This is a genomic window from Stenotrophomonas geniculata ATCC 19374 = JCM 13324, from assembly GCF_001431625.1.
GTDB classification, from domain to species: Bacteria; Pseudomonadota; Gammaproteobacteria; order Xanthomonadales; family Xanthomonadaceae; genus Stenotrophomonas; species Stenotrophomonas geniculata.
Window position 1 is genome coordinate 23742 of record NZ_LLXT01000110.1, and the last position, 21410, is coordinate 45151.

Sequence of the window (21410 nt, forward strand, 5' to 3'; positions counted from 1 at the left end):
CGTTACTGTCCCTTGCGCTCGGCGCGGCGCACCGCGCTCGGCACTTCGATCTCGATCCGCGCCGGCAGCTGGTGCACGTGCAGTTCCTTGTTGATCCACTCGGCGGCTTCGCCGTTGACCGTCACCTCGCCCGGATCACCCGCGTACGGCCATGGCAGCACCACGCCCCCCACCGGCGGCACCAGGCCCGGCTGCACCTCCAGCACCAGCTGCTTGTCGCTGCGCTGCAGGCGGTAATTGAGCTGGCCCTGTGGCGTACGCAGGCCCTGCACCGCGACACCCTCACCCTGCAGCCACGCGCTCGGTACGCCGGCGGCCAGCACCAGCGCATCGTCCATGTCACGGTTGTAGGCGAACATGTCCAAGGCCGAGCGCACGAAGTCCGAGGCCACCCAGGCATGCGGCAGGTCACCGACGAAGAACGGCTTGCGCGGCGTGCGCGAGACCACTTCGGCCCACTGGTTCCAGGCCTGCGGTGCGCGGTCCTTGAAGAAGAACTCGGTGGCCTGCCAGGCGCGGTCGCGCCAGCCCAGGCGCACGAACGCGGCCACGTTGCGCCATTCGTACGGGGTGTAGTCCTTCCACTCGCGCTTGCCATCGCGCCGCGCGACGAACTCGTTCCAGTAGCGTTCGAAGGTCGCCTCCAGGGCCTGCTGCGGCAGTCGGCCCTGCTCGCCGCCAGGCGCCAGTGCGATCGTGGTCGAGGTCGCATCGAAATCGCCCAGCTCGGCCGAGCCCGGCAGGTAGTCGATGCTGTGCTGCTGCATCGCCGACAACAGCGAGGCCTGCAGGTCATCCCTGAACTGATCGCGCGATTCGGCAATCTGCATCGCCTCGACCTTACCCAGCTGGGTCGCCAGCAGCGCCGCGTCCTTGTAGCCGCGCAACGCCCAGAAGTTGTCCCAGTACGAGTGCATCGGCTTGGCCGAATAGCCTTCGTGGCTGATCGAGGCCGGCATCATCCCGTAGAACGCCGGGTTGCGCGCGCGGTTCTCTTCAGTGCGCTCGCTGGCGCGCAGCTGCTCCATGTAGGTGTAAGCGCCCTGCACGTGCGGCCACATCAGCTCGGTGAAGGTGCTGTCGCCGGTGTAACGCCCGTACTCGGCGATGCTGTAGATCAGCTCGCCATGGCTGTCGTTCTCCGGCACCGGATCACTGCCGCGCGCATCGACGCAGCACGGCACCTTGCCGTTCTCGAACTGGTACGGCGCATACCAGTTGATGTAGTCACGCACCGCATCGCTGCGGCCCATGCGCAGCAGGCCCTCGGAAATCATCGCGCCATCGCGGATCCAGCTGCGCGCATACGAACGCGTGCCCGGCTGCAGCCGCGGCCCGACCCGCGAGATCAGCATGTGCGCGACCGCCGTGCGCAGGGTATCGACCAGCGGTTGGCCTGCAGCGGGCACCTGCAGCGTGACCACGCCCAGCTTCTTGCGCCATTGTTCGGCCACCTGCGCCTGCGCCTTGGCCACGTCCAGCGCCTGCGGCGCCCAGCCACCGGTCTGTGGCAGCACCACCGCCACCTCGCGGCTCTGGCCAGGCTCGAGCTTGATCGTATAGATCAACGCGCCCGACGCCATGCCGGTGCTGTCCTTCACCGCGGTCTCAGCCGGGTACTTGCCGTCCGCCAGGTGCATCGCATCGAGCTTGCCATCGAACGTACTGGCAAAGCGCGCGTCCGGCACCTGCAGCGGATAGAGGCGCGGCTCGCCGTTGACCCGCACCAGCTGCTCGCCGACATCCAGTGCATCGATGCGGCTGAAGCCACCGACGGTGTTGAGGAACTGCGTGGGCGGATTGACCTGCCACGGACGGATCGCCAGTGCCAGGGTGTATTCGTGTGCGACCTTGTCCGGATTGCTCAGCCGGTAGCGGCCGATCAGCTGCGCGCGCTCCGGCGTGCCCTGCACGAAGCCGGTCACCGCCAGGCCAACCTTTTCATGCACCCAATCGACGTTGGCGATCGGCAGGTAATGATCCTGCAGCGACTGGGTGATCGCCACCTTCGACCAGTCCAGCAGCTTGCCATCGAGGCGGATGAACGGTTCGATGCTGAAGCTGCCCTTGGCCGGCTCCAGTGCGCCGTCCTCGCTGATCAGCGCCTGTTCCTGGCCGCCATCGAGGCCGAGCAGGGTCCAGTACGGCTGCTCACCCACATAGGCACGTGGCAGCGAGCCGCGTGGCAGGTCGGCGGCGACCGAGGAGAGGAAAGCGTTCGGGGTGGCGGCAAAGGCCAGCGGCTTGAGCGTGATGTCACGGATGCCATAGCGCCAGTTCGGCCCGTCCTGCAGATCGAAGCGCACGTAGCGCGCATCGGTGTCCGGCAGCGCCAGCCAGTCGCGGCCACCGGCACCACTGGTCACTTCACGCACGGTACGCCAGTCACGGCCATCCTCGGAAGTGCGCACGGTATAGCGGCGGGCTTCCAGATTCGGCAGCCAGTCGATCACCGCACCGCCGATCTCGCGGCTCTTGTGCAGGTCCAGGCTGATGGTCTGCTGCTTGACGCCACCACTGATCCAGAACGTATCGCTCTTGCCGTCGATCATGCGGTCCTGCAGCGCGGTGGCGGTATCGGCAATCACCGATGGCACCAGCGCCGAATCATCCTGAGCTGGCAGGCCCTGCAGGGTCAGCTTGTCGAAGCACACCGTGCCGCGGCCGCCGACCTTGCTGTAGATCGTGAACTCGACCGCAGCACTGCGTGCCATCTCCTTCTCGGGCGAGGGACCCCACGCCTTGTCGATCTGGCGGCGGCGGTACTGGACCGGCGTCCACGCCCTGGGGAAGCTGTAGCCGGGCCGGTTGACCCACCAAACGTTGTCGCCACTGGTATCGATCAGCTTGAACTGCAGGTCGTTGCCCGGCGAATCACCGCGCAGCTGGAAACCGAAGCGGTAATTGACCGGGTATTCGATGTTCAGCGCGCGACGGATGCCGACGTAGCCGGAGACATCGTGGAAGTCATAGTCCAGGCACAGCGCGCGGCCACCACCAGCGCCGCTGACCGGCCGCAGCGAACCGCTGACCTGGTCGGACAGCACCAGCTTCCAGGCCGCGATGTCGTCGAAGTCGTCCAGCACCTTCGGTGCCGGCAGCGCCGGGGGTGCGGCGATCGCCAGGGAGGTCCACAACAGGCCCAGTCCAACGGCGATCGCTCGCTTCATCCCTTGACGCTCCCCAGCAACAGACCTTGGATGTAGTACCGCTGCAGCACCAGGAACAGCGCCAGCACCGGGACCACGGTGACCACCGCGCCGGCCATCATCATTTCCACGTCCATGATGTGCTCGCGCGAGAGGGTGGCCAGCGCCACCGGCAAAGTGTAGTGCTCCTGATCGGTCAACACGATCAACGGCCACATGAAATCGTTCCATGCCCCCATGAAGGTGAAGATCGCCAGGGTCACCAGCACGGGCTTGAGCATCGGCAGCACGATCTGGAAGAAGATGCGCAGCTCCCCTGCCCCGTCGATGCGGGCCGCTTCCAGCAGCTCGTCCGGAATCGAACGCGCGTACTGCCGCACCAGGAAGATGCCGAACACGCTGGCCAGCGCCGGCACGATCACGCCGCCGAAGCTGTTGACCAGGCCCAGCTGCTTCATCAGCAGGAACAGCGGCAGCATCGCCACCTGCGCCGGAATCACCAGCGCCGCCATCAGCACCTGGAACAGGCGCTCGCGGCCGACGAAGTTCAGCTTGGCGAAGGCATAGCCGGCCATCGTGTTGAGCAGCAGCGAACCCAGCGTAATACCGACCGACACCAGCAGGCTGTTGGCGAAGTTGCCGCCCATGCCGGTGCGCGCGAACAACTCATGGTAGTTGCGCGTGGTGATGCTCGATGGCAGCAGCGGCGGCGGGAAGTGGGTCGCCTCGCCCTGCGGCATGAACGAGACCGAGAGCATCCACAGCAGCGGCGCCAGGCTGACCAGCGCCAGCACCAGCAACGCACCATTGATCAACCACGGGTACCAGCGCGACTGGCCGATTTCACGACTCATACCAACTGCCTCTTGCGGCCGAAACGCAGCATCACGGTGGTCACCGCCAGGATGATCAGGAACAGCAGGAACGCCACTGCGGAGGCGCGCCCCAGGTTCCACCACTTGAAGCCTTCCTCGAACATGAAATACAGCACGCTGACGGTACTCTGCAGTGGGTCGCCGCGGGTCATCACGTACGGTTCGGCGAACAGCTGGAAGTAGCCCGACACGGTGATCACGCCGACCACCAGCAGCACCGGGCCGAGCATCGGCAGGGTGATGTGCAGGAACTGCTTCCAGCGCGAAGCACCGTCGATACGGGCCGCCTCGTACAGGTCATGCGGGATGGCCTGCAGGCCGGCCAGGAAGATCACCATGTTGTAGCCGAAGTTCTTCCACACCGCGAACAGCATGATGGTCGGCATCGCCCAGTTGGGATCGCCCAGCCAGTCGATCGGGCTGATGCCCAGATGACCCAGGCCGTAGTTCACCAGGCCGTAGCTGGTATGGAACAGGTAGCGCCAGATCACCGCCACCGCCACCAGCGTGGTCACCACCGGCGCGAACAGGGCGGTGCGGAACAGCGCCTTGAAGCGTGCGGCCGGTGCATTCAGCAGCATCGCCGCACCCAGCGACACGCCAATCGACAACGGCACGCCGATCAACACGAAGTAGGTGGTGTTCCACAGCGACTTCCAGAACATCGGCGTCTGCAGCAGGTCGATGTAATTGCCGAGGCCGACGAACCGCAGGTTGCTGCTGTCAGCCAGTGCATAGAGGTCGAAGTCGGTCACGCTCAGCGCCAGCGCCGAGGCGACCGGCAGGCCGAAGAACATGCCCAGCACGATCAGCGAGGGACCGGCGAAAATCCAGCCGGCAAGCGAAGTACGTTTCATTGCGCGCTCCCGGCGGCCACGGCACTGCTCGATTGCGGCGACGGCACGCGCTGCTGCAGGCGTTGTTGTTCATGCATCCAGCGGCGCTTGGCCAGCACCTTGTCCACGCGCTGGTCCAGCTCTTCCACGGCCTTGTCCTGCGCCAGGCCACCACGCACCACCTTCTCGGTGACGATGCGCATTTCCTGCACGATGCGCTCCCACTCAAGCACCTTCGGCGTCGGCTTGACCCGCTCCAGCTGGTCACGGAACGCAGCGGCCAGAGGATCATTGGCCAGCGACGGTGCGTTCCAGGTACTGCGACGCGGCGGCAGGTCGCCGATGATGGAATGGAAGCGGGCCTGGATTTCCGGGCGCGACAGGAACTCGATCAGCCTCCAGGAGGCTTCCTTCTGCTGCGACTTGCGGAAGATCACCAGGCTGGTGCCACCGGCAATACCGGCGCCCGGACCGTCCGGACCCGGCAACGCGGCCGTGCCCCACTGCCCTTCCAGCTCCTTGGGCTGCAGCTTCTTGAACTCGCGGATGTTCCAGGGGCCGGAGATGTAGAACACATTGAAGCCACGGAAAAACTCGTCCCAGACGTTGGAGATCTGCGTCTCGGACATCTTCGGCGCCCAGCCCTGCTCGAACATGTTGGCGTAGAAGGCCAGCGTGCGGCGGAACCCCGGGCTGGCGAAATTGCCGCGGGTGTCATCGTCGCGCAGCAGCGGATCGGGCTGCTGCAGCGCCAGCGACAGCTGCTGCTCGAACTCGTTGATCGGCATCAGCACCGCATAGCGGTTCGGGCCCTGCATGCGCTTGATCGCCGCCATCTGTTCGTCCCACTCCTGCCACGTGCGCGGCGGGTGGTCGTAACCGGCCTTGGCCAGCAGATCCTTGCGGTAGAAGATCAGGCGCGTATCGACATACCACGGCACGCCCACCAGCGCGCCGTGGATCACATTGGTATCCCAGATGCCTTGGAAGTAGTCCTTCGGGTCGACCACGGCCGAGCGCTGCACGAACGGCTGCAGCGGCGTCAGCGCATCAAGCTCGGCGAACTCCGGTACCCAGGTGTTGCCCAGCTGGCACACGTCCGGCAGGCCGTCGGCGGCGAACGCGGTCAGCAGCTTCTCGTGCGCGGCCGTCCACGGGATGTTCTGCACATCCACCTTGATGCCCGGATTCTCGGCCTCGAACTCATGGATCAGCTCGCTGACCACCTCCGCCTCGCGGCCCATCGCCCAGAAACGTACGGTGGTGGTGCCCGGATCGGTACGGGCGCAGCCGGCCACGGCCAATGCGGCCAAGGCAGGCAGCGCCCAGCGGCGCAGGCGGTCGATCCAGTTCGGCATCGGGTTACTTGCCCTGGCCTGTGGTGCGGTTGGCATTGTTCTTCTGTTCCTGCGCGGCAGCCGCGCGTGATTCGGCGATACCCACCGCGCGTGCCGCCGCGGCCTTTTCGTCTTTCTGCAGTTCCAGCGGCTGGAACGAACCTTCCGGTGCCAGCCAGCCACCACTGAACCCGGCCCGTTCCAGGCCCTTGCGGATGTACGGGTTCTTCTTCATGACTTCCCAGACGAAGTCATCGCGGTAGTTGGCGATCATGGTCAGGATCGGGCCCTGATCGATGGCGATGTAATCGCTGGCGACCCAGCCGCGATCCGGCACCAGGCGGCCGGTCTTGATCGGGATGTCGTAGTTGAAGCTGGGGTTGAATGAATCCAGGAAGCCGTAGCTGGAGTAGATGTAATCGCCAAAGCGCTTGTGCATCTCCAGCGTGGCCGGAATCACCTGCTCCGGCGCGAACACCACCGACGCGATCGCAGCGGTGGGAGCGATGGTGCCGTCATCGAAGTTCTCGCGCAGGCCGGCGCCGCGCGAGGAGTAATGGCGGAACTGGCGCTGCTCGCCGCGATAGTCCTGGGTGGTGTTCTGTGGTCCATCACTGGCGGTCAGGCCCCACACATTCTCGCCATACTCCTTCCACTGCATCGGGTTGGCGATGGCGTACTCGCGCTGGGCCAGTGCGGCCGAGCGGCTGTTGAGGAAGTAGGTGCTGCCGCGCTCGCGCATGTACGCATCCTGGATATCGCGGAAGTCGATCCAGACGTGGCTGTACTGGTGGCCGAACAGCGGGCCGAAGGACAGGTATTCCTGGCCCTGGTAGACGCCCCAGTCGTTGTCATAGGTACGCGTCCACACCGTCCACGCATCCGGGCTGACCGGGTGCGTCGGCGAGCCCAGGGCAAGGATGTAGACCATCATCGCCTCGTTGTAGCCCATCCAGTCGTGGTCGATGAAGCCGCTCTCGGGGAACCAGCCCATCGAGATCAGCGGTGCACGCTGCTGCAGCCACGGCCAGTCGACCTTCTTGTACAACGTGTCGGCGATCTGGCGGATCTCCTTCTCACGCGGATCGTCGCCGTCGTAGTACGACTGCGCGAACAGCACGCCCATCATCAGCAGCGCGGTATCCACCGAGGACAGCTCAACCCAGCTGTCGTAGCGACGCCCTTCCTGCATGTCCAGGAAGTGGTAGTAGAAGCCCTTGTAGCCGGCCTTGCCGGTGCGCTGCGGGCCCATCGGCACGTCGCGGAAGAACTTCAGCGTGGTCAGGGTGCGGTCGATCGCCTGGTTGCGGCTGACCCAGCCGTTCTCGATGCCGATCGGGTACGCGGTCAGTGCGAAGCCGACCGAGGCGATGCTGGCGAACGGCCGCGACGGATAGCGATCCGGGGTCAGGCCATTGATCTCGTTGGTGGTATCCCAGAAGAACTGGAAGGTACGACGCTCGATGTCATCGAACAACGGCGGCAGCACCGGCTTCATCGGCCGCGGCGGTGCGTCGGCCTCGATCAGGATCACCGGCGGCCGCGGCTTGGCAGGTTCCTGCTGGGCCGGCTGGCAGGCGGCCACGGCCAGGCTCAACGCTGCGGCGGACAACAGATGGCGTGCCTGCATGGCGCGATTTCTCCGGTGGTCTGATCGATGGGAAAGCATACCGTCCAATGATCTGAAATCGTTTACAAGATGCGTTCTGAAAAAACCACGAAAAACGTGGTTTGACACCGCGATCATTGCCCATGCCGCTGCCCCCTGGCCGGCAGCGGCATGGGCAATGGACCGGCGCGGGGCCGGCCATTGCCGTTTTCAAGCAGCCGATGCCGCCGGCGGAACGGCGGCATCGGGTCGTGCATCTACATCCGGGCTTAGAAGCGGAAGCCCACTTCGGCCTTGATCTGGCGCGGAGTACCAATGATGTCGCCGGTCTCGTTGTAGCTCACCAGCAGCTTGCCGTCGCTCTTCACGTAGTTCAGCTTGGAGAAGTTGTCGAAGTTGAGCACGTTGATGATGTCGATGCGAGCATACAGCTCGGTATCGCCGGCCAGCTTGAAGGTCTTGGTCGCCTGCAGATCCAACGAGCGGTAGCCGAAGATCTTGCCGCCGAGCAGGAAGTGGCCATTGCCCGACGGTGTACCGGCAGCCGGGGTCGGCATGCAGTTCGAGTTGCCGGCCTGCGCGATGCAGGACCAGTCGTTACCCGGGGTCGGCGTGGCCAGGGTCAGCTTGCCACCGAAAGTGATGCCCCAGAAACCGTCATACGAGCCGGTGACCACCAGGCGGTGACGCGGCGCGCCGTTGGACTTGATGGTCGGGTACTCACCGATGGTGCCGCGATCGAACGAATAGTGCTCGTTGATATTGCGGTTGTGGCGAGCATTGGTCCAGGTATAGGCGATCGAGGTGCCCCAGCCGCTCTCCTTGCTGTACGGCTTCTGCGCCGACAGCAGGATCTGGGTGGAGCGGGTCTTGATGCCCTGCTGGCCGATGATCAGGCTGCCGAAGCCCGGAATGCTGCAGCCCCACGGCTGCCCGTAGGTCGGCTCGTCAGCGCCGCACAGCATCTGGTTGTCGAAGAAATTGCCGTTGTTGAAACGGTTGCCCAACGTGTAGGCGAAGCCATCGTAGGTCAGCGTGCGTGAAATCGTGGCATCGGTCAGCCACTCGCCGATCTGGTTGCTCATGCCGAGGCTGAACTGGTCGGAGTACGGCACCTTCATGTTGTTGTTCAGCAGATCGACTTCCATGCCTTCATTGCTGGTGGAACCCAGCAGTGCCTGCACGTTCTCGATGCCGTTCATCAGGTTCGGATTCCAGTCAAAGCACGGAGTCTGCCCGTACATGCAGCTACCGGTGGCCGGGTTGCGGAAGAACACGGTCGGCTGCGGCAGTGCCAGCTTCGTGGTTTCCAGTGCCAGGTTGTCGAACAGGTCGCGATCATAGGACCGGCCGGCGCCACCATGGAACACGTGCTGCTCATCGGCGTTTACGTCATACGAGAAGCCCAGGCGCGGCTGCCAGGCATTCTTGAAATTCTTGCGATTGTGGCCGGTGCTGATGTAGTCGTTGACGTTCAAACCACTGAGCGCCAGCGTCTGCGCATAGGTCTGGCCCGGAGGCGCATGCCTGTCCTGCGAGAACAATGCGTTCACAACCTCTGGCGGGGTCACGAAATCGGTATAGACCGGGTTCTTTTCGTAATCCCAGCGCAGGCCGATGTTCAGCTGCAGATGATCGTTGACCTGCCAGTCATCCTGGATGAACAGACCAATCTGCTTGACCTTGGCGCGCACCTCGGACTGCACGCCGGTGACACCAGTACTGGCCTTGGTGAACTGAGCCTTGTAGGGGGTGCCGGAGGAGAAGGCAGGGTTGTCGATGGTGTAAAAGAACTGCGGATTGATCTGCGCCGCATCCGAGGCGTACAGATCAATCTGCTTGTACTTGGCGCCCATCTTGATGGTGTGGTCGCCGGCCCACTGCAGGCCGTCCAGGGTCAGGTTGTCCTCGATCGCCCAGCCCTTCTGGCCCTTCACCTGAGAGGCGAACGCATCGGCTGCGCCGATCTGGACGAGGGTCTTTTCCTGCGGGGTGTTCCGGTTCTTGTCACCAAAGTCCGGCGCGGTGTAGACGATACCGTTGCCGTAGGTCAGCGGCAGCGGATTATTGAACGCATCTTCATGGGTGACCATCAGTTCGTTGTAGAACCGCTCGCCGCTGTGGTTCCAGCGCAGGGCGTAGCGGCGATCGGTGTTGTCCACCACCTTGCCGTGCACCTTGGCGGTCTGGTCACTGAACTGCTGCTGGGTTTCGTCGCGGTCCTGGAAGGTCAGTTCGATGCGATCGTTGTCGGTCGGCTCGAAGTCGATCTTGGCGAAGATCAGGTCCTGCTGGAACGGCTGGCTGGCCGGGCCGAGACCCGCGAGACCATCGGCTGGCAGTTTGGCGGCCGCCGAGCTCACCGCACCATCCGGCGCGATGGTCACCGGCAGGTCGAAGCGCTTGGCTTCATAGGTGACAAAGAAGTGGGCCTTGTCCTTGATGATCGGGCCACCCAGCGCGAAGCCGTACTCCTTCTCGGCCGAGTCTTCCTTGCTCTTGCCCGGCTGGCGTTCGGCCGGGGTCATCGCACGCATGCTTTCGTTGGTATAACGGTAGAAGGTCTCACCCTTGAACTCGTTGGTACCCGACTTGGTCGCGGCGGTGATCGCGGCGCTGGACACCTGGCCGTACTCGGCCTTGTAGTTGCCGGTGATGACCTTGTACTCACCGATGGCCAGCTGCGGGAACGGATTACCCGCGCTGCCGGACTGGCCGGAAATGCCGCCACCCTTGACGTAGCTCTTCTGGCCCACGCCGTCGATGTAGACGTTGGTACCGTCGGAGTTGGTCGCGCCGCCACGCAGCGAAGTATTGCCCTTGGCATCGCGGGTGAAGATCATGCCCGGCACCGCGTCGGCGAACTCCAGGAAGTTGCGCGAGACCTGCGGGGTGGTCTGGATCTGCTGCAGGCTGACGGTCTTGCCGACTTCGGACGTGCGCACTTCCTGCAGCAGGGTCGGCGCGACGACGTTGACGGTGTCCAGGTTGGTGGCCGCGGTCGAACCCGGGGTGCTGCTGGCAGCGCCGGCAAAGTTCAGCGTCGCGGTCGAGGCCACGGTGACGGTGACCTTCTGCGACTGGCCGTTGGCGACCACGTCGTAGGTGCCCGGGTCCAGGCCCATCAGCGAGTAGCTGCCATCGGCACGGACGGTGCCGCGACGGACGGTGCCTGTGGCGATGTTGGTGGCGGTCACTTCGGCGCCGGCCTGGGCGCCGGACACCTGGCCGCGCAGGCTGGCATTGGCCGACTGCGCCATGACGTTCGGGGCGGCGGCCAGCATCAGGCAGCTGACCAGTGCGGTGCTCAGCAGCCGGCGCGCCGGCGTGCGGAAGGTGGTGTGCATCATCAACTCAATCTCCGGGTGGCGGTAACCGCTCGCGCGGTCCCTGCGATCAATCAAAAAAGAAGGAACGCCTCTGGCTTCAACGGCCCGATGGCGGAGTGGTGGAATCGCGAACTATCAAGCGGGGAACCAGGGTCTGCTTATCCCCTGTCCCGTCCGTGGAGGTGCCGTCCATCAACTGCAGCAGGCGCGTCATGGCCCGGTCGCCGAGCTCGGCGATGCTGACCTGCATGGTGGTCAGCGACGGGTGGACGAAACGCGCCAGTGGAATATCATCGAAACCCGCCAAGGCCACATCGGCCGGGACACGGACCCCTGCCTGCGTGAACGCATACAGGCAGCCCAGCGCCATCATGTCGTTGGCGGCGAACACGGCATCAGGCAGCGCTCCGGCTGCCAGCAACTCCTGACCGGCGCGATGGCCGGAAGCTTCGTCGAAATCACCGGGCAGCTCGATGCCTTCGGCGCCACCGCCAAAAGCCGCCAGCGCGTCACGGAAGCCGCGCAGGCGCTCGCGCGCGTCGAAGTTGAGATCCGGGCCAGAAATGAAAGCGATGCGACGGTGGCCAGCGTCAAGCAGATGACGGGTCATCGCCATCGCACCGGCATGGTCGTCGATGCTCAGCACCGGGTGGTCCTGCCCGGGCAGATAGGTGTTGATCAACACCGTCGGCAACGACTGCGGCAGGTTGTCTGTCAGGAAGCCCGGGCTCTCGGCATAGGGCGAGAGCACCAGCAGGCCGTCGACGCGGCCGCGCATGGCGCGCAGGGCCGCACCCTGCTGCTCCTGGTCACCGTGGTAGCTGGACACCAGCAGGTGCTGGCGGCGGCTACGGGCGACATTGTCGATGCCACGCATCAGCTCGGAGAAGAATTCGCCGTACAGGTCCGGCAGCACCACGCCCACCGTATTGGTGCGGCGGCTGCTCAGGCTGCGGGCGGCGGCGTGCGGGGTGTAACGCAGCCGTGCGGCGACCTCCAGCACAAGCTGGCGGACCGGTTCGGCGACATTTTCATGCCCGTTGAGCGCGCGGGAAACCGTGGCCACGGAGACCCGGGCTTCGCGTGCGACGTCTTTGATTGTGATAGCTGCCTTGTTCACGAAGCCGCCCTCCACGGCTTGGACCTACCAGCATTGGCGCGGAATGTAAGCGTTTCCATCTGGGCTTGTAAACAGTCCGTTAGGCGAATGTCCCGAAATGGACATGGAAATCTGTCTGCAGCGAGCCCCCGCGGGGACCCGCCAGGACAGCGTGGGACAAGGGCTCAGCCCTGTTCTGACGGGGTCTGCGCGCGGATGGACAACGCGTGGATGTCGGTCTCCATCATCACCCCCAGCGCGGCGTACACCGCGCGATGCCGGGCCAGCGGGCCCAGTCTGGCAAAGCGTTCACTCACCACATGCACGTTGAAATGGCCGCGGCCATCGCGCGCACCGGCATGGCCTGCGTGGCGATGGCTGTCGTCTTCGATCTCGAGCACGCTCGGCGCCAGGGCATGCTGCAGCGCATCACGCATTCGCGAGATCCGTTCCGCGTTCACGGCAACACCTTGCGAAACGGTCGCACCTGCACGCGGGTGTAGACGCCGGCGGCCACGTACGGGTCGGCGTCGGCCCAGGCCTGGGCCTGCAGCAGCGACTCGAACTGCGCGATCACCACCGAGCCGCTGTAACCGGCCGGGCCCGGGTCTTCACTGTCCACCGCCGGGCACGGGCCGGCCAGCAGCAGGCGTCCCTCGTCGCGCAGCGCGTGCAACCGCGCCAGGTGTTCCGGCCGCGCCTGCAGCCGCTGCGCCAGCACATCCTGGCCGTCATACCCTTCGATCACATACCACACCGGCATTTCCTCGCTTGCGTTGTCGGGTCCGCAGATTCTAGCCAATGCGACCCCTGCTCCGGCCCGGCTGGACACTGGCGCAACAAAGGCTTACCCTAGACTCCATTGCACGTGGCTGGATGCAGCAGCCCGTCGGTTTTTGCGGCCAACGCAGCCCCCGACGACCGTCCCGCTGCTTCAAACCGGTCCACCTGGCCGGGCCACGTAGACGACCTCCCCGTAGTTCCGTCGCCGCCGTTTCGTGCGGCGCGTCCTGCTGTTTGATATGTGTGGAATCGCGCCGATCCCGGCGTGTCTGGTGCCCTGGGGCTCCGTGGCGTTGGCCCGGCGAACCCGGTGCCGCGACTGGTCCGTTGCAATCCTGATGTCCATTAGATGACTTCCGAACTCGCGCTCGACGCGAACCCGCCAACCCGGCCGCCCGCCCCACAGCAGCAGGAAATGCCGCTGGCCGTGGTGCATGGGCAACCGGTCCTGCAGATTCCGCAGGACCTGTACATTCCGCCGGACGCGCTGGAAGTCATCCTGGATGCCTTCGAAGGCCCGCTGGACCTGCTGCTGTACCTGATCCGCCGCCAGAACCTGGATGTCCTGGACATTCCGGTAGCCGAGATCACCCGGCAGTACGTGGAATACATCACCGTGATGCGCGAGCTGCGCTTCGAGCTGGCCGCCGAGTACCTGGTGATGGCAGCGATCCTGGCCGAGGTGAAGTCGCGCATGCTGCTGCCGCGCCCGGTCAGCGAGGAAGGCGATGAAGCCGACCCGCGCGCCGAACTGGTGCGCCGGCTGCAGGAGTACGAACGTTTCAAGCAGGCCGCCGAGGACATCGATGCCCTGCCCCGCCAGGACCGCGACACGACAGTGGCGCACGCCTTCATGCCCGAACGCGCCACGGTGAAGCTGCCGCCGCCGGTGGACCTGAAGGAGATGCTGCTGGCCCTGCACGACGTGCTCAAGCGCGCCGAGCTGTTCAGCGGTCACGCCATCAAGCGTGAGGCATTGAGCGTGCGGCAACGCATGGGCGAAGTGCTGGGACGCCTGGAAGATGGCAAGTTCTATCGTTTTGAAGGGCTGTTCACGGCCGAAGAAGGCAAGCTGGGCGTGCTGGTCACGTTCCTGGCGGTGCTGGAACTGGCCAAGGAACAGCTGCTGGACATCGTCCAGGAAGAACCACTGGCGCCGATCTACGTGAAATCGCTGGCCGCCGGCAACACCAATGCCCCGCTGCAGTTCAGCAGCGAGTTCGACGACAACGACGCCGCCAATGCAGACGAGTGAGCGCTGACTGCCGATGGATCAACTGCTGATCAACCGCATTGTCGAGGGTGCCTTGCTGGCCTCCAGTCAGCCGCTCACCCTGGCCCAGCTGAAGGACCTGTTCCCGGAAGAGGAACCGGCACCGCCGGGCAGCATCGAACGCGCGCTGGAACGCCTGCGCGAAGCCTGCGAAGGCCGCGGCGTGGAACTGGTCGAGGTCGCCTCCGGCTTCCGCTACCAGGTGACCGGCGAAGTGCATGGCTGGATCAGCCGGCTGTGGACCGAACGCAAGACCCGTTACACCCGCGCCACCCTGGAAACCCTGGCGCTGATCGCCTACCGGCAACCGATCACCCGCGGCGAGATCGAGCAGGTACGCGGCGTGGCGGTCAGCAGCAACATCATCCAGGCGCTGGAAGAACGCGAGTGGATCCGCGTGGTCGGCCACCGCGATGTGCCCGGCAAGCCTGCGCTGTTCGGCACCACCAAGGGCTTTCTGGATTATTTCGGCCTGAAGCGATTGGATGAGCTGCCGCCTCTGTCGGAACTGAAGGACCTGGGCGAGCTGGAACCCCAGCTGTCCCTGGACCGCGATGCGCCCGCAGCAGCAAGCGCCGACGGTCCTGACATCTCGGCCGGCGACGAAGGCGCTGCCGCGAACGATGATGCCGGCCTGGCCGGCAGTGACACCCCCGATTCCGCCGACGCAGCTCCTGCGGCGGCTATCGATGAGCAAGCACCTTCGCCCCTCGATGATGGGCACCCCGATTCCGCGCCGGGCGAGCGCGCGGTGCCAGTGAACGAACGCGAAGACAACGCCGTCGCGATGACGACCGTGGCTGTTGACCAAGCCGATTCCGAACCAGAGGCCGACCTCGAAACCGTCGGCCGGAGCAAAACTGATGAGTGACACCCCCCGTAACAAGCTCTCGCTGAAGCGCGAAGCCACCTCCGAACAGTTCAAGCTGGAAGAGCGCCTGCACAAGGTGCTGGCCCAGGCCGGCCTCGGCTCGCGCCGCGCGCTGGAACAGCGCATCGCCGAAGGCCTGGTCAAGGTCAACGGTGAAGTCGCGCAGACCGGCATGTCGGTCAAGAGTGGCGACAAGATCGAGCTGGATGGCCGTGGCTTCGTCGCCACCGCCCTGGCCGAGCCGTCGCGCGTGCTGGTCTACAACAAGCCGGAAGGCGAAGTGACCACGCGCGATGATCCGGAAGGCCGCCCGACCGTATTCGAATCGCTGCCGCCGCTGAAGGGCGCGCGCTGGATCGCGATCGGCCGCCTGGACATCAACACCACCGGCCTGCTGCTGGCCACCACCGACGGTGAACTGGCCAACGCCATGATGCACCCGTCGTTCGAGGTCGAGCGCGAATACGTGGTCCGCGTGCGTGCGCCGGAAGGCGAGGAAAAGGTCTCCGACGCCATCGTCGACCGCCTCACCCGTGGCGTGGCACTGGAAGACGGCCCGGCCAAGTTCGACGAGATCGAACGCATCGGCGGCACCGACTCGCACGACTGGTTCCGCGTCGTGGTTAAGGAAGGCCGCAACCGCGAAGTGCGCCGCCTGTGGGAGTCGCAGGGCTGCCAGGTCAGCCGCCTGAAGCGCACCCGCTACGGCAAGGTGAGCCTGCCGCGCGAACTGGCCCGCGGCCATTCGGTGGAACTGGGCACCACGCAGGTTGAAGCCCTGCGCGCGCAGCTGAAGCTGGAAGAAGGCGCGCCGTCGGCACTGACGCTGCAGCCGGTGATCGGCCAGCGCCGCGCCGCCAAGACCACCGTGCGCGTGCGCGAAGGTGGCCGCGGCAACGCCTACGTCAACGGCCACAACACCGCCGACGAGGGCCGCGAGCTGCGTCGTTTCGATAACGTCCGCGAAGACCGCGGCCGTGGTCGCGGCGGCAAGGGCGGCGGCTTCAAGGGTGGCCTGACGGTCAGCGGTGAAGCGGCAGCCAAGCAGTCGCAGAAGCCGTTCAAGCAGCGCGCCCAGAAGAACGATCGTTCGCTGCCGGAAGGCAACCCGGCCGCGTTCCGCACCTGGTACGTGCCGGATGGCGTGAGCACCGGCCCGAGCGGCCATCGCAATGCCGGCCCGGGCGCGCGTGGCCCCGGTGCCCGTGGTCCGGGTGCAGGCGGCCAGGGCCGTCCGTATGGCAAGCCGAAGGGTCCGGGCGCAGGCGCCGGTGGCGGCCAGGGCCGTGGCGGTTTCGGCGGTGAAGGCCGTGGCGGCGCAGGCGGCCAGGGTCGTCCGGCCGGTGCGGGCAACCGCTCGCAGGGCCAGGGCAACAAGCACCCGTACGGCCATCCGGGCAATGCCCCGAGCTTCCCGTCCGACCACGCCACGCCGGGCTTCAACCCGTATGGCAGCCCCAAGCCGGCGCAGGGCGCCCGTCCGGGCGGTCGCGGTCCGGGTGGTGGCAACCGTGGTCCGGGCGGCAATCGCGGACCCGGCGGTCCGGGTGGCAACCGTGGCCCGGGTGGCCCCGGCGGCAACCGCGGTCCGGGCGGCCCGCGCCGCAGCGGCCCGCGCGGCGGCTGATCACCGGCACGCCTGAAATGAAAAACCCCGGCGTAGGCCGGGGTTTTTCGTTGAAAAGGGGACGGAGGGGATTAAGTCGTTTTTGCCACGGCCTGTGTCGAAGAGGCGAAAGCGACTTAATCCCTTCCGTCCCCTTTTGCGTGGCGCTGGAACGCGGCGGGCGTGGTGCCGGTCATGCTGCGGAAGAAGGCGATGAACGGGCTCTCGGCGGAGAAGCCGGTGTCCTGCGCCACATGCGCGACGCGATGACCCAGCAGCAGCAACTCCATGGCCCGCATCAGTCGCCATTGCTGGCGCCAGGCCTGGTAGCTCATGCCGGTATCACGCTGCATCAACCGGCCGACGGTACGCGCGCTCAGGCCCGTGCGCGCGGCCAGCTCCCCCAGTTCGGGCGGCAGCTGCTCGGCCAGCGGCAGGCAACGTGCGATCCGCGGATCACGCGGTAAAGGCAGGTCCATCGGCGCCACCGGTGCAGCGGCGATTTCCAGCACGCACAACGCCAGTTGATGGTGCGCGCGCGGCGACTGCCAGTCATGGTCGAACGGCGCCTGCGCGATCGGCTCCAGCAAGGCCTGCAGCAGCGGACCAACGCCGATGATCGCCGGCTGCCGGGGCAGCTGGGCCGACAGGGTGGCGTCGAAGTACAACGAACGGTAGTCGACTGCCTGGCGCATCTGCGCACGATGGCGCAGCCCACCCGGAATCCACGCCGCGCGCGCGGGCGGCAACAGGCTGACGCGGTCACCGTAGGTCAGGCGCGTACAGCCCTGTCGGGTGTACAGCAGCTGCGCGCGTGCATGCTGGTGCCAACCCGAGTCGTGATCCGCCAGTGAGGCCGCGATCCCCAGCACCGGAGCCCTCCAGGCATCGGCATCGAAGTGCGCGTCGGGCTGCAACCAGGCCATGTCCTATTTTATACATTTGATGACAGGACAGACAGGGTGCGCCATTGCGGGCACGACCACAATGCGCGGCCCTGTTCCTGGAGCGCCCGCATGTCGCGCCGCCTGTTGTTGCTCGCCATTGCACTGCTGATGTTTCCGCAGCTGGCACAGACCCTGTACAGCCCGGCCCTGGCCGATCTGGCCGAACGCTTCGCCCTGCCGCCGAGTGCCGCCAGCCAGGCCATGAGCCTGTACCTGTTCGGCTTCGCTGCAGGCGTGCTGTTGTGGGGGCGCCTGGCCGATCGTATCGGTCGTCGCCCCGCCCTTCTCTGTGGCCTCGGCGTCTTCGGAGTAGCTGCACTGGGCGGGCTGATGGCTGGCAGCTTCGGCCAGGTGCTGCTGGCCCAGGCGTTGGCCGCAGTCGGCGCCGCCGCCGCTTCGGTGGTGACCCAGACCGTGCTGCGCGACCATCTGCAGGGTCCAGCGTTGGCGCAGGCATTCTCCTGGATCGGCATGGCCCTGGCCCTGAGCCCGGCCATCGGCCTTGCACTGGGCACGCTGCTGGTCGCCGCCCATGGCTATGCCGGCGTACAGTCCGGCCTGCTGCTGGTTGCTGCCTTGCTGGCAGTCGCATGCCTGGCTGGCCTGCGCGAAAGCCGTCCTGCACATATCCCGCACACGCCCATGCTGCCGCTGCTGCGGGAACTGCTGCGCGATCGCTGGATCTGGTCACACGCGTTGCTGGTGATGGCCTTCAACGTGGCGATGTACAGCTGGTATGTGCTCGGCCCCTTCGTGTTTGCGCGCCTGCACTGGCCAGCCACCTGGTTCGGCGCCAGCGGCGCGGTGTTGGCACTGGGCTCGGCACTGGGCGCGTGGGGCAATGGCCGCCTGCTGCGTGCAGGCGTTGCCACAACCACGCGCATCCGCGTCGCCGCAGGACTGGTTCTGACGGGAGGCCTGCTGGCCGCGCTGCTGCATGATCACCCTGCCCTGGTCGCGGCGATGGTGCCGGTGGTGACGGGCTTCGGCCTTGCCATTCCCAATGTGCTCGGCCAGGCCTTGCGCGGCTATCCACACTGTCTCGGCAGCGCAGGCGCGCTGTTCGGCCTGCTCTACTACCTGCTGATCGGTGCGGCAATGGCGCTGGTCGGTGCAGTGCAGCTGCTGGCACCGACCCTCATCGCGTGCGGCCTGCTGGCCTTGTGGCTGCAGCGGCAGCGGAACCGGGTCAGCTGAATAGGGAAGACCGGGTCATGGATTGCGGCGAAGAAGGCCCCCCTTCCTGCTGCCCTGTGGGCGGCGGGGCCCCGGGGTCCCTGCCCCCGGGGCCTGGATCAGCGAACAGCCGATTACTGCACGTTGATCACTTCGTCCATCGGCGCAAGGAAGTTGCCAGGGCTGTTGCGCGACGCCGAGATCACATAGGTCCCGGGTGTTGCGATGGTCGCGGTGCAATGGCGGATGGGCGTGGTGTTGCCACCGTCGTAATTGTCATTGGTACGGCACAGGAACTGACCATTGGCATAGACCGAGAAATTACTCGTTCCATCCACCTGGCCGCCGCCTGTGATGTAGATTTCCGACGGCGAGCCAGCCACACGCGGCAGAGTCCCGATCTCGAATCTGGCCGTTACCGGATGCGGCAGCAGGCTAGGACAGGGCACAACGAGTCCGCTGTCGGACAGACAGACCTCGGCGTGGGCGATGGCGGGCGTGGCGATGAGGGCCACGAGCAGCACGGACGTTCTGAACTCCATTCCAGCGTCTCCAATCATCCCAGCAGAATCGCTGGGACGTCCCTGTTAGGCATTGCGGGGTTACTGCAGGGTCAAGGAAACGTAAATGCACTGCGCGCCCACAGCATCGGATAGCTGCAGAACCCCCTCTGGGCGGTGCGTTGCGCGCCTCCACTGCGGTTGGCCCCTATCCCTTCCCGATGACTTCATGTCGATGCAGGATGCTCACCGGCGCGCGGCACTTTTCCGGTGCGTCTCGACGTCCCCAGCTCATGTTAGGAATTGCTGCAAACACGGAGCATTGTGCGCCACGCCCGGAATTCACATCAGCGCGCTGGCTATCGTGCGCGCTCTCCCACACAAGGCAGATGCCCATGATCACCATCACCGCCGAACAGGCCCGCGCCAACGTCGATGCCGCCAAGCGCCCGATCGAACTGTTCTACCGCGATCTCGACAACGCCATCCAGATCGGCTCGGAAAATGGCCGCCGCTACGTCGTGTTCGGCTTCAGCCAGGTGATGGCCAGCGAGCAGCTCGTCGAAGACGTGGTCGCACAGCTGCTGAAGAATGGTTTCGGTGTTGAACGGTTGTTGAGCGATTCCGAACACCACTACATCCGCATCAACTGGGGAACTGCCGCGCCGTCGCGCCTCAGCGCCGGCTGAGGGTGAACGCGGTGCCGTCCACGCCCAGGTCCCAGCCCTTGCCGGTACCGGACAGGGCCAGCGAGATGTCGCCCTTGGTCATCACCTGCGCGTTGCTGGACTTCACCGCCCCGGCATGCGCGCCGACCGAGGCGTAAGTGCCCAGCAGCTCGTCGACGCTGACCGCGCCGGTGAAGCTGCCACGCCCGTTGGTGATCTTCGACTTGCCGACGGTCAGGCCGCCACCCTTCATCTGGATGCGCACCGGCAGGCTGGCGCCGTTGCTGCAGGTGACCGTGCCATTACCGGATGCGGTCTTGTAGATCAACGACCAGCCGGACAGGTTGTAGCGCAGCTCGCAATCGAGGTTGCCGGCAGCGTGCGCGGCGGGGGCCAACGCTGCGGCGGACAGCGCCAGCAGCAGGGCGGAAGGCTTGTTCATGGCGGGACTTCCAGTTCGGTCGGACTGGCGGCGAATCTAACAGCGCGCACGTGCACGTTGAATGCAGGCGCGCGCGCTGGTGCGGCGGCGTTCAGGCCGTCGCTCAGGCCTGCTCGTCCAGATGGAAGGCATCGGCATCAAGCATGGCCGGGAAGCGCGCGCGGTGTGCTGCCAGCGCCTCGGCCGAGACGGTGGTGGTGACCACCTGTTCGCGTTCGCGAATCTCCACCTGCGGCTGACCGAGGAAATCCAGCACCGCGCTGTCGCCGGCGTAATGCAGCTGGTTGCCATCGACGCCCACGCGATTCACTGCCGCCACGAAGCACAGGTTCTCGATCGCACGTGCACGCAGCAGTGTCTTCCACGCATAGGCGCGTGCCGACGGCCAGTTGGCAACGAAGATCTGCAGGTCGAAATCCAGCTGCTGCGGACGCTCCACGTTGTAGCGGTTGCGGCAGAACACCGGGAAACGCAGGTCGTAGCAGACCTGCGGATTGATCCGCCAGCCCTTCCATTCCACGCTCAGGCGGTCGCGACCGGCAGCATAGCGCTCGTGCTCGCCGCCGTAACGGAACAGGTGGCGCTTGTCGTAGTACTCCAGGTTGCCATCGGGCGTGGCGAACAGCAGGCGGTTGTAGACGCCTTCGCCATCACGCAACTGCACGCTGCCGATCACCGCCGCGTTCAAGGCCCTGGCCTGCTCGCGCACCCAGGCCACGGTCGGGCCGTCCATGCCTTCGGCCTGGGCGATGGCGTCGTTGGAGAAGCCACTGGTGAAGGTCTCCGGCAGGATCACCAAGTCGGTGGTGCCGGCCAGCGGTGCCAGCAGTGCGCCGTAGTACTCACGGTTGCTCGCCGGATCATGCCAGCGGGTGTCGCCCTGGACGAGGGAAATGCGCAGGTCCTGCAT

At 65.7% G+C, this 21410-nt stretch carries 18 protein-coding genes; 5 read left to right on the plus strand and 13 right to left on the minus strand.

The window, feature by feature from the left end; all coding sequences use genetic code 11:
• Nucleotides 1–2: 2 nt before the first annotated feature.
• The 9 genes from ARC63_RS12405 to ARC63_RS12445 form a co-directional block, all read right to left on the minus strand.
• A complete protein-coding gene (locus ARC63_RS12405; RefSeq protein ID WP_057503455.1) occupies nt 3–3170 on the minus strand; it encodes a discoidin domain-containing protein in 3168 nt (1055 codons plus the stop codon).
• Nucleotides 3167–4003 (minus strand): carbohydrate ABC transporter permease, encoded by an 837-nt coding sequence (locus ARC63_RS12410; protein ID WP_006378064.1) that lies wholly within the window; start codon nt 4001–4003, stop codon nt 3167–3169. Before ARC63_RS12410 ends, ARC63_RS12405 begins: the two co-directional genes overlap by 4 nt.
• Complete coding sequence (locus ARC63_RS12415) at nt 4000–4881, minus strand: carbohydrate ABC transporter permease (protein ID WP_006378065.1); 882 nt, start codon at nt 4879–4881, stop codon at nt 4000–4002. Before ARC63_RS12415 ends, ARC63_RS12410 begins: the two co-directional genes overlap by 4 nt.
• Nucleotides 4878–6218, minus strand: coding sequence for a sugar ABC transporter substrate-binding protein (locus tag ARC63_RS12420; RefSeq protein WP_057503456.1), 1341 nt, complete (start codon nt 6216–6218; stop codon nt 4878–4880). Before ARC63_RS12420 ends, ARC63_RS12415 begins: the two co-directional genes overlap by 4 nt.
• A gap of 4 nt (nt 6219–6222) precedes the next feature.
• Nucleotides 6223–7827, minus strand: a complete 1605-nt coding sequence (locus ARC63_RS12425; RefSeq protein ID WP_010486724.1) for a glucoamylase family protein — start codon at nt 7825–7827, stop codon at nt 6223–6225.
• Nucleotides 7828–8075: 248 nt separating this feature from the next.
• A complete protein-coding gene (locus ARC63_RS12430; protein WP_057503457.1) occupies nt 8076–11156 on the minus strand; it encodes a TonB-dependent receptor in 3081 nt (1026 codons plus the stop codon).
• Between the two features lie 76 nt (nt 11157–11232).
• Nucleotides 11233–12270 carry a LacI family DNA-binding transcriptional regulator gene (locus ARC63_RS12435; RefSeq protein ID WP_019336632.1) on the minus strand — a complete coding sequence of 346 codons (1038 nt, stop codon included), beginning with the start codon at nt 12268–12270 and terminating at the stop codon, nt 11233–11235.
• A gap of 149 nt (nt 12271–12419) precedes the next feature.
• Nucleotides 12420–12695, minus strand: a complete 276-nt coding sequence (locus ARC63_RS12440; protein WP_485112204.1) for a BolA family protein — start codon at nt 12693–12695, stop codon at nt 12420–12422.
• The gene (locus ARC63_RS12445; RefSeq protein WP_029550673.1) at nt 12692–12991 is read right to left on the minus strand and encodes a YciI family protein; all 300 of its coding nucleotides are present in this window, start codon (nt 12989–12991) and stop codon (nt 12692–12694) included. Before ARC63_RS12445 ends, ARC63_RS12440 begins: the two co-directional genes overlap by 4 nt.
• Before the next feature lie 375 nt (nt 12992–13366).
• Between ARC63_RS12445 and ARC63_RS12450 the strand changes: the two genes are divergently transcribed.
• From ARC63_RS12450 to ARC63_RS12460, 3 genes are read left to right on the plus strand one after another with little or no spacing between them, the layout of a single operon-like run.
• Nucleotides 13367–14272, plus strand: coding sequence for a segregation and condensation protein A (locus ARC63_RS12450; protein WP_010486714.1), 906 nt, complete (start codon nt 13367–13369; stop codon nt 14270–14272).
• A 13-nt stretch (nt 14273–14285) separates the two neighbouring features.
• Nucleotides 14286–15161 (plus strand): SMC-Scp complex subunit ScpB, encoded by an 876-nt coding sequence (scpB, locus tag ARC63_RS12455; RefSeq protein ID WP_019336635.1) that lies wholly within the window; start codon nt 14286–14288, stop codon nt 15159–15161.
• Complete coding sequence (locus tag ARC63_RS12460) at nt 15154–16788, plus strand: pseudouridine synthase (RefSeq protein WP_049408982.1); 1635 nt, start codon at nt 15154–15156, stop codon at nt 16786–16788. The genes scpB and ARC63_RS12460 overlap by 8 nt, the downstream gene beginning before the upstream one ends.
• A gap of 116 nt (nt 16789–16904) precedes the next feature.
• Here ARC63_RS12460 and ARC63_RS12465 read toward each other — a convergent pair whose 3' ends face one another.
• Entirely contained in the window at nt 16905–17693 is a 789-nt protein-coding gene (locus tag ARC63_RS12465) for an AraC family transcriptional regulator (RefSeq protein WP_057503459.1), read from the minus strand.
• Between the two features lie 90 nt (nt 17694–17783).
• On the opposite strand from ARC63_RS12465, the gene ARC63_RS12470 reads away from it, so the two are divergent.
• On the plus strand, nt 17784–18911 hold the full coding sequence (locus tag ARC63_RS12470) for an MFS transporter (protein WP_057503460.1): 1128 nt from the start codon (nt 17784–17786) through the stop codon (nt 18909–18911).
• Nucleotides 18912–19024: 113 nt separating this feature from the next.
• Here ARC63_RS12470 and ARC63_RS12475 read toward each other — a convergent pair whose 3' ends face one another.
• A complete protein-coding gene (locus ARC63_RS12475; RefSeq protein WP_010486702.1) occupies nt 19025–19432 on the minus strand; it encodes a hypothetical protein in 408 nt (135 codons plus the stop codon).
• 353 nt (nt 19433–19785) lie between these two features.
• Here ARC63_RS12475 and ARC63_RS12480 point away from each other — a divergent pair, with 353 nt between their 5' ends.
• The gene (locus ARC63_RS12480; RefSeq protein WP_057503461.1) at nt 19786–20079 is read left to right on the plus strand and encodes a hypothetical protein; all 294 of its coding nucleotides are present in this window, start codon (nt 19786–19788) and stop codon (nt 20077–20079) included.
• Here the strand turns inward: ARC63_RS12480 and ARC63_RS12485 are convergent.
• Together ARC63_RS12485 and ARC63_RS12490 are read right to left on the minus strand one after the other, a co-directional pair.
• Nucleotides 20066–20500 (minus strand): hypothetical protein, encoded by a 435-nt coding sequence (locus ARC63_RS12485; protein ID WP_057503462.1) that lies wholly within the window; start codon nt 20498–20500, stop codon nt 20066–20068. The genes ARC63_RS12480 and ARC63_RS12485 overlap by 14 nt on opposite strands.
• Nucleotides 20501–20603: 103 nt before the next feature.
• The gene (locus ARC63_RS12490) at nt 20604–21410 is read right to left on the minus strand and encodes an amidohydrolase (protein ID WP_057503463.1); all 807 of its coding nucleotides are present in this window, start codon (nt 21408–21410) and stop codon (nt 20604–20606) included.

Coding starts and splice junctions, on each gene's coding strand:
- ARC63_RS12490 (WP_057503463.1), bottom strand. CDS start 21,410: ATGCAGGACCTGCGCATTTCCCTCGTCCAGGGCGACACCCGCTGGCAT.
- ARC63_RS12475 (WP_010486702.1), bottom strand. CDS start 19,432: ATGGAGTTCAGAACGTCCGTGCTGCTCGTGGCCCTCATCGCCACGCCC.
- ARC63_RS12460 (WP_049408982.1), top strand. CDS start 15,154: ATGAGTGACACCCCCCGTAACAAGCTCTCGCTGAAGCGCGAAGCCACC.
- scpB (WP_019336635.1), top strand. CDS start 14,286: ATGGATCAACTGCTGATCAACCGCATTGTCGAGGGTGCCTTGCTGGCC.
- ARC63_RS12415 (WP_006378065.1), bottom strand. CDS start 4,881: ATGAAACGTACTTCGCTTGCCGGCTGGATTTTCGCCGGTCCCTCGCTG.
- ARC63_RS12485 (WP_057503462.1), bottom strand. CDS start 20,500: ATGAACAAGCCTTCCGCCCTGCTGCTGGCGCTGTCCGCCGCAGCGTTG.
- ARC63_RS12470 (WP_057503460.1), top strand. CDS start 17,784: ATGTCGCGCCGCCTGTTGTTGCTCGCCATTGCACTGCTGATGTTTCCG.
- ARC63_RS12480 (WP_057503461.1), top strand. CDS start 19,786: ATGATCACCATCACCGCCGAACAGGCCCGCGCCAACGTCGATGCCGCC.
- ARC63_RS12430 (WP_057503457.1), bottom strand. CDS start 11,156: ATGATGCACACCACCTTCCGCACGCCGGCGCGCCGGCTGCTGAGCACC.
- ARC63_RS12405 (WP_057503455.1), bottom strand. CDS start 3,170: ATGAAGCGAGCGATCGCCGTTGGACTGGGCCTGTTGTGGACCTCCCTG.
- ARC63_RS12410 (WP_006378064.1), bottom strand. CDS start 4,003: ATGAGTCGTGAAATCGGCCAGTCGCGCTGGTACCCGTGGTTGATCAAT.
- ARC63_RS12425 (WP_010486724.1), bottom strand. CDS start 7,827: ATGCAGGCACGCCATCTGTTGTCCGCCGCAGCGTTGAGCCTGGCCGTG.
- ARC63_RS12420 (WP_057503456.1), bottom strand. CDS start 6,218: ATGCCGAACTGGATCGACCGCCTGCGCCGCTGGGCGCTGCCTGCCTTG.
- ARC63_RS12450 (WP_010486714.1), top strand. CDS start 13,367: ATGACTTCCGAACTCGCGCTCGACGCGAACCCGCCAACCCGGCCGCCC.
- ARC63_RS12465 (WP_057503459.1), bottom strand. CDS start 17,693: ATGGCCTGGTTGCAGCCCGACGCGCACTTCGATGCCGATGCCTGGAGG.